The organism is Kitasatospora sp. NPDC059827 (assembly GCF_042731675.1).
In the GTDB taxonomy this organism is placed as follows: domain Bacteria; phylum Actinomycetota; class Actinomycetes; order Streptomycetales; family Streptomycetaceae; genus Kitasatospora.
Genome location: NZ_JBHWIV010000065.1, coordinates 38,123 through 47,460 on the forward strand (window position 1 = coordinate 38,123; position 9,338 = coordinate 47,460).

Here is a 9,338-nt window from a genome sequence, read left to right on the forward strand (position 1 = left end):
ATAATAACTACCCCCCCCCCCGTGCGCCCCCGCCACCGCGGGGGCGCCGCCCCGCCCCCCCCCCCCCCCCGTGCACCCGCCCGCCCCGCCCCCCCCCCCCCGCTCCTCCGGGCGTCCCCGCCCCCTCGCCTTCGGGCTCTGTCTCAGACAAGCCGATTCCATGAGGCTGATGACTGCCACACCGTTGCGTCTACGTGTGAGGCCGCAGGTCAAGGGGTCGAACGAGGCAACGGGACGCCTGTGGATCAACAATCGAGTCGACGGTGAGATTCCGGTAACGAGCCGTTCACGCCGCGCGGACGCTCGGGGAAACAAGCGGTTCCTAGCGTGTCCGCTCATGGATGCACAGCTGTATACGCCCTCGACTTCCGTGCCGGCTGCCACACCGACTGACCTGCCGGCCAAGGAAGTTCCGCCCACGCCCGCACTGCGGGAGACGGTCTACGCGCAGCTGCGTGCGGCCGTGCTCGACGGCGGGTTCGGTGCGCGCGAGCGGCTGGCCGAGGTGCGGCTGGCGGCACGGTTCGGGGTGTCGCGGACCCCGGTGCGCGAGGCACTGGCGCGGCTGGCGTCCGACGGGCTGATCGAGCGCGGGGACGGCGGCTTCTTCGTCACGATCCCCAACCTGACGCGGTTGAAGGACTTCTACGAGCTCCGGGTCACCCTGGAACTGCGCGGTGTCGCGCGGGCGATCGAGGACCCGTCCATCAAGCACGACCCGGCGGTCATCGCGGCCGAGCTGGACCGCTGGTACGCGATGCGGGAGAGCCCCCCGGTGCCCGACCCGCGGTTCGTGGTGCAGGACGAGCGTTTCCACGCCGAGCTCTCCCGCGCCTCCGGCAACCCCGCGCTCACGGACGCCCTGGTGGCGGTCAGCGAGCGCATCCGCCAGGTGCGGATGTACGACTTCCTCACCCGGGACCGGGTCGAGACGACGATCGCCGAGCACATCGAGATCATGGAGCTCGTCCGCGACGGACGTCTCGACGAGGGCTACCGGGCCCTGCACGCCCATGTGGGTGACTCGATGGCCGTGGTGCTGGACCGTGCCCGGCGCGCCATGTCCCAGATGGCCCTGCACGCCGACCGCCTCTGAATCCCCGGCGGTCACAGACCGACACCCCCACACCCAATGCCCAGCACCCAGCACCGCCGCACCCCCGGAAGGGCTGACCATGAGCACTGCCGAGTCACGTCTGACGACGACCACACCACCCGACGCCGAGCAGAGCCGGAGGAGCCAGGCGACGAAGGAGACCCTGGAGGACTACACCCTCCGCTTCGCGCCCCGCAGTTACCGCCGCTGGACCCCGATGGTCGTGGCGACCACCGCGCTCGGCGGCATCGCCTACATGGCCGACTTCTCCATCGGCGCCGGCATCGGGCTGGCCCACGGCACCGGCAACGCGCTGGTGGCGATCGCCGTGGCGGCGGTGGTCATCTTCGTCACCGGCTTCCCGCTCGCCTACTACGGCGCCCGCTACAACATCGACCTCGACCTGATCACCCGCGGCGCCGGCTTCGGCTACTACGGCTCGGTGCTGACCAGCGTCATCTTCGCCAGCTTCACCTTCATCTTCTTCGCCCTCGAAGGCTCGATCATGGCCCAGGGCCTCAAGCTCGGCCTCGGCCTGCCCCTACCGCTCGGCTACGCGGTCTCCACGCTGATGGTGATCCCCCTGGTGATCTACGGCATGAAGGCGCTGAGCAAGCTCCAGGTGTGGACGACACCGGTCTGGCTGGTGCTGATGGTCGCCCCGCTGGTCTACCTGGTCGCCGAGGACCCCGGCAGCGTCGACCGCTTCCTCTCCTATCCGGGCACCGACGGCGCGGGCGGCGGCGGGGGTGGCGTCAACACCGCCTCGGTGCTCCTCGGCGCCGGTGTCTGCCTGTCCCTGATCGCGCAGATCGGCGAGCAGATCGACTACCTGCGCTTCATGCCGCCCAGGACCGAGGCCAACAGGCGCAGTTGGTGGACGGCCGTGATCATGGCCGGCCCCGGTTGGGTGGTCCTCGGCGCCTTGAAGCAGGCCATCGGCGTCTTCCTCGCCGTCCACATCCTCGCCGAGGTCGGCGCGGCCGCCGCCCCGGAGCCGATCCAGCAGTTCAAGGGCGCCTTCGACGCGATGATGCCGTCCTGGCTGGTCGTCCCGCTCGCCGTGGTCCTCGTCGTGATCAGCCAGATCAAGATCAACGTGACCAACGCCTACTCCGGCTCGCTGGCCTGGACGAACTCCTTCACCCGTGTCACCAGGCACTACCCCGGCCGGATGGTCTTCGTCCTGGTCAACCTCGGCTTCGCGCTCGCCCTGATGGAGGCCGACATGTTCAGCTTCCTCAACAGCATCCTGGGCTTCTACTCGAACTGCGCGATCGCCTGGGTCGTCACCGTCGCCACCGACATCGGCGTCAACAAGTACCTGTTGAAGCTCTCCCCGCTCCAACCCGAGTTCCGCCGCGGGATGCTGCACGCCGTCAACCCGGTCGGTGTGGTGGCCTTCGTCGCCGCCTCGGGCCTGTCGATCGCGATGTACTTCCACGCCCTCGGCGACACCCTCCAGCCGTACTCGCCCGTGGCGGCCGCCGTCATCGCCTTCGTGCTCACCCCGCTGATGGCGGTCGTCACCAGGGGCAGGTACTACCTGCGCCGCACCGGCGACGGCATCGACGAGCCGCTGCTCGACGCCGCGGGCAATCCCAGCGCGGTCACCCTCGACTGCCACGTCTGCCACCAGCCCTACGAGCGCCCCGACCTGACCGCCTGTGCCACCCACGAGGCGATCGTCTGCTCGCTGTGCCTGAGCACCGACAAGGTCGGCGACCACGTGCTGCCCGCAGAGCCGGTACGGCCCGCACAGCCGATCACCACCTGAGACCGAGAGACCGGCGCCACGTCAACCGCCGCCCCACCGCCCGCTCCGGAGGAGCCGCCCCGTGTTCGACACCTTGCTCGTCGCCAACCGCGGCGAGATCGCCTGCCGCATCCTGCGCAGCGCCCACGCCCTCGGGCTGCGCACGGTGGCGGTGTACTCCGACGCCGACAGCACCGCCCCGCACGTCCGGATGGCCGACCAGGCCGTACGACTCGGCCCGGCCCCCGCCGCCGAGAGCTACCTGCGCGCCGACCTGGTCCTGGCGGCCGCCCTCGCCACCGGCGCGGGGGCGATCCACCCCGGCTACGGCTTCCTCTCCGAGAACGCCTCCTTCGCCGCCGCGGTGGAGGCGGCCGGCCTGGTGTTCGTCGGCCCCACCCCGGCCCAGTTGGAGGTCTTCGGCGCCAAGCACACCGCCCGGGCCGCCGCGCTCGCCGCCGGAGTGCCCCTGCTGCCCGGCAGCGGCCTGCTCGCCGACGAGGCGGCGGCGCTGAGCGCGGCGGAGGCGATCGGCTACCCCGTCATGCTCAAGGCCACCGGCGGCGGGGGCGGCATCGGCATGCGGGCCTGTGCCGGACCGCAGGAGCTGCGGGAGGCGTTCACCCAGGTCACCCGTCTGGCCCGGGGCAGCTTCGGGGACGGCGGGGTGTTCCTGGAGCGGTACGTCGACGGCGCCCGCCACGTCGAGGTGCAGGTCTTCGGCGACGGCGCCGGCGGGATCGCCGTGCTCGGCGACCGTGACTGCTCCCTCCAGCGCCGCAACCAGAAGGTCCTGGAGGAGGCCCCGGCACCGGGCCTCCCCTCCCACATCAGAGCTCAACTCCACACGACCGCACGGGAGTTGTGCGCTTCGGTCGACTACCGCTCGGCCGGCACCGTGGAGTTCGTCCACGACTCCGCGCGCCAGGAGGCGTACTTCCTGGAGGTCAACACCCGCCTCCAGGTCGAGCACCCGGTCACCGAGGAGACCCATGGCGTCGACCTCGTCGCCTGGATGCTGCGCCTGGCCCGCGGCGAGAGCGGCTTCCTCCACGAACCGGTCCCGCGCGGCCACGCCGTCGAGGCCCGGATCTACGCCGAGGACCCCGCTCTCGGCCACCGGCCCAGCTCCGGCCTGCTGACCCGGGTCAGCTTCCCCGAGGGCGTCCGCGTCGACGGCTGGGTCGAGACCGGGCAGCTGATATCCACGGCGTACGACCCCATGATCGCCAAGATCATCGCGACCGGCGAGGACCGCACCGAGGCCCTGGACCGCCTCGCACAGGCCCTGGCCGACACCAGGATCGACGGCGTGGAGACCAACCTCGGCCTTCTCCGCGCCGCCTGCCGGGCGCCCGAGGTGCGGGCCGCCCGGCACACCACCGCCACGCTCGCGGGCATCACCGATCCCCGCCCGCGCATCGACGTCGTGCGCGGCGGCGCGCAGACCACCGTGCAGGACTGGCCGGGGCGCACCGGCTACTGGGAGGTCGGCATCCCGCCCGGCGGCCCGATGGACGACCGCTCCTTCCGCCTCGGGAACGCCGCCGTCGGCAACCCCGAGGGCGCGCCGGGCCTGGAGTGCACCCTGGAGGGAGCGGCGCTGCGCTTCTCCCACCCGCAGGTCGTCTGCGTGACCGGCGCACCGGCCGAGGTCCGGGTCGACGGACAGCCCGTCGAGCAGTGGCGGCCGCTGGACCTGACGGCCGGCCAGGTGCTGGACGTGGGCACCCCCAAGGGCCCCGGCATGCGGACCTACGTCCTCGTCCGCGGCGGCCTCGACACGCCCCACTACCTCGGCAGCGCCGCCACCTTCACCCTCGGCGCCTTCGGCGGGCACGCCGGACGGGCGCTGCGCGCCGGTGACGTCCTGCGCCCGGCGACGCCCGCCGCCGACGCCCCGGCCCCCTCGGCGGTGCCGACGGCGGACCGCCCGCACTTCGCCACCCACTGGCGGATCGCCGTCAGCGAAGGCCCGCACCCCGCACCGGACTTCCTCACCCGCGAGGGCCTGCGCACCGTCTACGGGACGGACTGGAAGGTCTCCGCCCAGTCCGCCCGCACCGGCGTACGGCTCATCGGCCCGCGCCCCGCATGGGCCCGGCCGGACGGCGGCGAGGCCGGACTGCACCCCTCCAACGTCCACGACACCGCGTACTCCGTCGGCGCGGTCAACTTCACCGGTGACACGCCCGCCATCCTCGGCCCCGACGGCCCCAGCCTCGGCGGCTTCGCCTGCCCCGTCACCATCGTCCGCGCCGAGCGCTGGAAGACCGGCCAGCTGCGCCCGGGCGACACCGTGCGCTTCGTCCCCGTCGGCGAGGCGACCGCCGACCTCCTGCGCCGCTCCCCCGCCCTGCTCACCCTCCCGACGGACGCCGGCCCGGACGGCGACGACGGCGTCCTCGCCCGCCGCCCGGCCACCGACACCACCCCCGAGGTGACGTACCGGCGCGGCGCCGAGGACAACCTCCTGGTCGAGTACGGTCCGATGACGCTCGACCTGGCGCTGCGTATGCGCGTCCACGCCCTCGCCCAGCACCTGCGCGCACTGCGCCCGTCGGGGCTGGTCGACATCACCCCGGGCGTACGCTCCCTGCACCTGCACACCGATCCCGACACCCTCCCGCTGCGCACCCTCCTCGGCCTGCTCCAGGAGGCCGAGGACCGGCTCCCCGCGACCGCCGACCTGACCGTCCCCAGCCGGGAGGTCCACCTCCCGCTCTCCTGGGACGACCCCACCGTCCAGGAGGCCATCGCCCGCTACACGGCCTCGGTCCGCGACGACGCGCCCTGGAACCCGTCGAACCTCGAATTCATCCGCCGTATCAACGGCCTGGACAGCGTGGAGGACGTCCGGCGGGCCGTGTTCGCCGCCCAGTACCTCGTCCTCGGCCTGGGCGACGTCTACCTCGGCGCCCCCGCCGCCACCCCGCTCGACCCGCGGCACCGCCTGGTCACCACCAAGTACAACCCGGCCCGCACCTGGACCGCCGAGGGCGGCGTCGGCATCGGCGGCGCCTACCTGTGCGTCTACGGCATGGAGAGCCCCGGCGGCTACCAGCTCATCGGCCGCACCGTCCCCGTCTGGGGCGGACTGCGCCCACCCCGCTCCTTCGCGGACGGCCGGCCCTGGCTGCTGCGCTTCTTCGACCGCATCGTCTGGCACCCGGTGAGCCCGGAGGAACTCCTCGACGTCCGCGCCGACCTGGCCGCCGGGCGCACCGCCCTGGACATCCGGCCCGGCACCTTCTCGCTCGGCGAGCACGAGCGGTTCCTGCACGAGAACGCCGACAGCATCGAGGCCTTCCGCAGCCGCCAGGCGGCCGCCTTCGAGGCGGAGCGCCGGGCGTGGGAGAAGGCGGGCGAGTTCGCGCCGCGCGAGGCACCCGACGCGGTCGTCCAGGACGCCGCCGCCCTGGCCCTCGAACCGGGCAGCACCCTGGTCGAGGCACCGCTCAGTTCGACGGTGTGGAAGATCGAGGCCCAGCCGGGGGCCCGGGTCGTACCCGGCCAGCCGCTGCTGGTGCTGGAGGCCATGAAGATGGAGGTGGTGGTCCGGGCCCCCGCCGGCGGCGTCGTCGCCGACGTCCTCGTCACCCCCGGCCAGCAGATCGACGCCGCCACCCCGCTGGCCGTCGTCAGGGAAGCCGTCGCAGCGACCGTCATGGAATCCGCCGTAGAGCCCCTCGTAGGGACCGTCGAAGAAGAGGTGTCCGCATGACCCAGGCCCCGACCGTCAGCTGCGCCGAGCGCGTCATCGACGCCTACCGGCGCATCGCCGAAGCCGACCGGCCCGAAGTCTGGATCACCCTGCGCCCGGAGACCGACGTCCTGCTGCAGGCCCGCGAGCTGGACCGGCGCATCGCCGCCGGGGCCGAACTGCCGTTGGCCGGAACGCTGGTGGCCGTCAAGGACAACATCGACGTGGCCGGCCTGCCCACCACCGCCGGCTGCCCCGACTACGCCTGCACACCGGGCAGCTCGGCGCCCGCCGTGCAACGGCTGGTGGACGCGGGCGCACTCGTCCTCGGCAAGACGAACCTGGACCAGTTCGCCACCGGCCTGGTCGGCACCCGCAGCCCGTACGGCCCCGTCCGCAACGCGCTGCGCCCCGAGAAGATCTCCGGCGGCTCCAGCTCCGGATCGGCGGTCGCCGTCGCCCTGGGCATCGCCGACATCGCCCTCGGCACCGACACCGCCGGCTCCGGCCGGGTCCCCGCCGCCCTCAACGGCATCGTCGGCGTCAAGCCGACCCTCGGGCTCGTCCCCACCACCGGAGTCGTCCCCGCCGCCCGCTCCTACGACGCCGTCACCGTCTTCGCCCGTACCCTCACCGAGGCCCAGCGGGCCCTGGCCGTCATGATCGGCCCCGACGGGAGCGACCCGCTCAGCCGCAGCTGGCCGGACGACGTCCGCCTGTCGGCCCCGGAGCACCCACGCGTCGCGATCCCCGGGGACGCGGACCTCGCGCCGCTCTCGCCGCAGGCACGGGCCGCGTTCCACACGGCCGTCAAGCACCTGGAGGCGACCGGCGCCGAGGCCACTGTCATCGACGTCTCCCCGCTGCTGCAGGCGGCACGACTCCTCTACGACGGCGCCCTCGTCGCCGAACGCTACGCCGCGGTGGGCGAGTTCATCGCCCGTGACCCGTCGGCCGCCGACCCCACCGTGGCCGGGATCGTCCTCGCCGCCGCCGACCTACCCGCCCACGCCCTGGCCACCGACCGGGAGCGCCTCGACGGGTACAAGGTGACCGCCCGCCGGCTGCTGTCCGGCTACGACGCGCTGCTCCTGCCGACCACCACCGAGCACCCCGACATCGCCGCCGTCCGGGCCGACCCCGTCACCGTCAACTCCCGCCTGGGCACCTACACCAACTTCGTCAACCTGCTCGACCTCGCCGCCGTCGCCGTCCCGGCCGGCGAGGCCGACGGCAGCCCCTTCGGCGTCAGCGTCATCACCCGCGCCTTCGAGGACCAGCCCGCCCTCGACATCGCCGCCCGCCTCACCGGCGAACAGCACCCGACTCCCTTGCCCGGCACGGGAATCGACCTCGCCGTCTTCGGCGCCCACCTGCGCGGCCAGCCCCTCAACCGGCAGCTGACCGACACCGGCGCGCGCTACGCGGGCGAGGTCACCACGGCCGCCGCCTACCGCCTCACCGCGCTGACCACCGAGCCGCCGAAGCCCGGCCTCGTCCGGGTCGGCCCGGGCGCCGGAGGCCCGATCACCGGGGAACGCTGGACCCTCTCCCCCGCCGCCCTCGGCCGTTTCCTGGCCGCCCTGCCCGCTCCGATGTCCCTGGGGCGGATCGAACTCGCGGACGGCAGCTGGGTGTTGGGCTTCCAGTGCGACCCGCACGCGGCGTCCACCGGGACGGACATCACCCACCACGGCGGCTGGCGCGGCTACCTCGCGACCATCGCGTCCTGATCGTTCCCGGGCAGGGGATCCGCATGACCGGAGCAACCTCGCCTGCCCCAAACCGGGCCGTGACCGTGCTGCTGTCACCACTCGCCCAGGTCATCGCGGCCCATCGGGCTCGGGATCGAGGTGGAGCACCTGTGGCCGGGCAGCGCCGGGGTCGGCGAGGCGCCCACCCGCTCCGGTGCGGGTCACACCGCCCCTGCTCGCGCGAACCACACGTGATCTCCGCAGAAGCCTCGCACAAGGCCGTGTCGCGGGCGGAGCGGATCTGCGTAGGATCCGCAGACCACCCGTCGCGGCACGCGGGCACCTACGGAAGATCGAATGAGTTACTGCACGCTCTGCCAACGGCACCTCAACGGCGCCCTCTCCTGCCCCGGCTGCGGACGGCCCGCGGAAGCGCCCCCGCAGCAGGCACCGGACCGCCCGGTCGCGCCCCCGGCCGCCGCGGCCCCCGCGCCCCGGCGGGCCCGGCGGCGGACGAAGCGACGGCGCGGCGCCCTGCTCGGCCTGGTCGCACTCGGCGTGGTGGCGGGCGGACTGACCACCGCGGTGGTGGCCTTCGGTGAGGGCGACGGCTCGGCCGTCCCGCTCCCGTCGGACGGGACGACGGCGTCCGCATCGAGCGCCGCGCCGTCCGCGCGCGGAACTGTGAGCGCTCCCACGACGGCGACGGCCGCGCCCGGCACGCCGAGTGCCCCGGCGCAGCCGTCGGCCACCAGCGCCCGACCCAGCGCATCGAGGACTTCCGCGGCTCCGTCACGCCCGGCCGCGTCGACCGAGCCGCCCGCGCCCCAGCCCGCGCCGCCCACCACGGCGCCGCCCACCCGGCCCGCACCCAGCCCGACCGCGCCCGCTCCCGCCCCCACACCGACGGCGACCTGCAAGCCGATCCTCTTCTGGTGCGCCTGACCCTTCGGGCCCGGTCGGCGGCCACGGCGGTGGGAAGGGGCCCCCCCCCGGCCCGGGCCGGTACACCCCCCGCAACCCGGAACGACCCGGGGCCAGGGACTTATAAAAAACAAAAGCGACCCCCCGATTAAGGATTGTTGTAGA

5 protein-coding genes are annotated in these 9,338 nt (G+C 73.6%); all 5 read left to right on the plus strand.

The window, feature by feature from the left end; translation table 11 throughout:
• Positions 1 to 337: 337 nt before the first annotated feature.
• The 5 genes from ACFV8H_RS30735 to ACFV8H_RS30755 all read left to right on the plus strand — a co-directional run bounded on the left by ACFV8H_RS30735 (position 338) and on the right by ACFV8H_RS30755 (position 9,194).
• Positions 338 to 1,096 (plus strand): GntR family transcriptional regulator, encoded by a 759-nt coding sequence (locus ACFV8H_RS30735; RefSeq protein ID WP_380406548.1) that lies wholly within the window; start codon positions 338 to 340, stop codon positions 1,094 to 1,096.
• 79 nt (positions 1,097 to 1,175) lie between these two features.
• Positions 1,176 to 2,873 carry an allantoin permease gene (locus ACFV8H_RS30740; RefSeq protein ID WP_380406550.1) on the plus strand — a complete coding sequence of 566 codons (1,698 nt, stop codon included), beginning with the start codon at positions 1,176 to 1,178 and terminating at the stop codon, positions 2,871 to 2,873.
• 61 nt (positions 2,874 to 2,934) lie between these two features.
• Positions 2,935 to 6,576, plus strand: a complete 3,642-nt coding sequence (gene uca, locus ACFV8H_RS30745) for an urea carboxylase (RefSeq protein ID WP_380406552.1) — start codon at positions 2,935 to 2,937, stop codon at positions 6,574 to 6,576.
• Positions 6,573 to 8,288 (plus strand): allophanate hydrolase, encoded by a 1,716-nt coding sequence (gene atzF / locus ACFV8H_RS30750; protein WP_380406554.1) that lies wholly within the window; start codon positions 6,573 to 6,575, stop codon positions 8,286 to 8,288. Before uca ends, atzF begins: the two co-directional genes overlap by 4 nt.
• Before the next feature lie 318 nt (positions 8,289 to 8,606).
• Positions 8,607 to 9,194, plus strand: a complete 588-nt coding sequence (locus ACFV8H_RS30755; RefSeq protein WP_380406556.1) for a hypothetical protein — start codon at positions 8,607 to 8,609, stop codon at positions 9,192 to 9,194.
• Positions 9,195 to 9,338 lie beyond the last annotated feature (144 nt).

Coding starts and splice junctions, on each gene's coding strand:
- atzF (WP_380406554.1), top strand. CDS start 6,573: ATGACCCAGGCCCCGACCGTCAGCTGCGCCGAGCGCGTCATCGACGCC.
- ACFV8H_RS30740 (WP_380406550.1), top strand. CDS start 1,176: ATGAGCACTGCCGAGTCACGTCTGACGACGACCACACCACCCGACGCC.
- ACFV8H_RS30755 (WP_380406556.1), top strand. CDS start 8,607: ATGAGTTACTGCACGCTCTGCCAACGGCACCTCAACGGCGCCCTCTCC.
- ACFV8H_RS30735 (WP_380406548.1), top strand. CDS start 338: ATGGATGCACAGCTGTATACGCCCTCGACTTCCGTGCCGGCTGCCACA.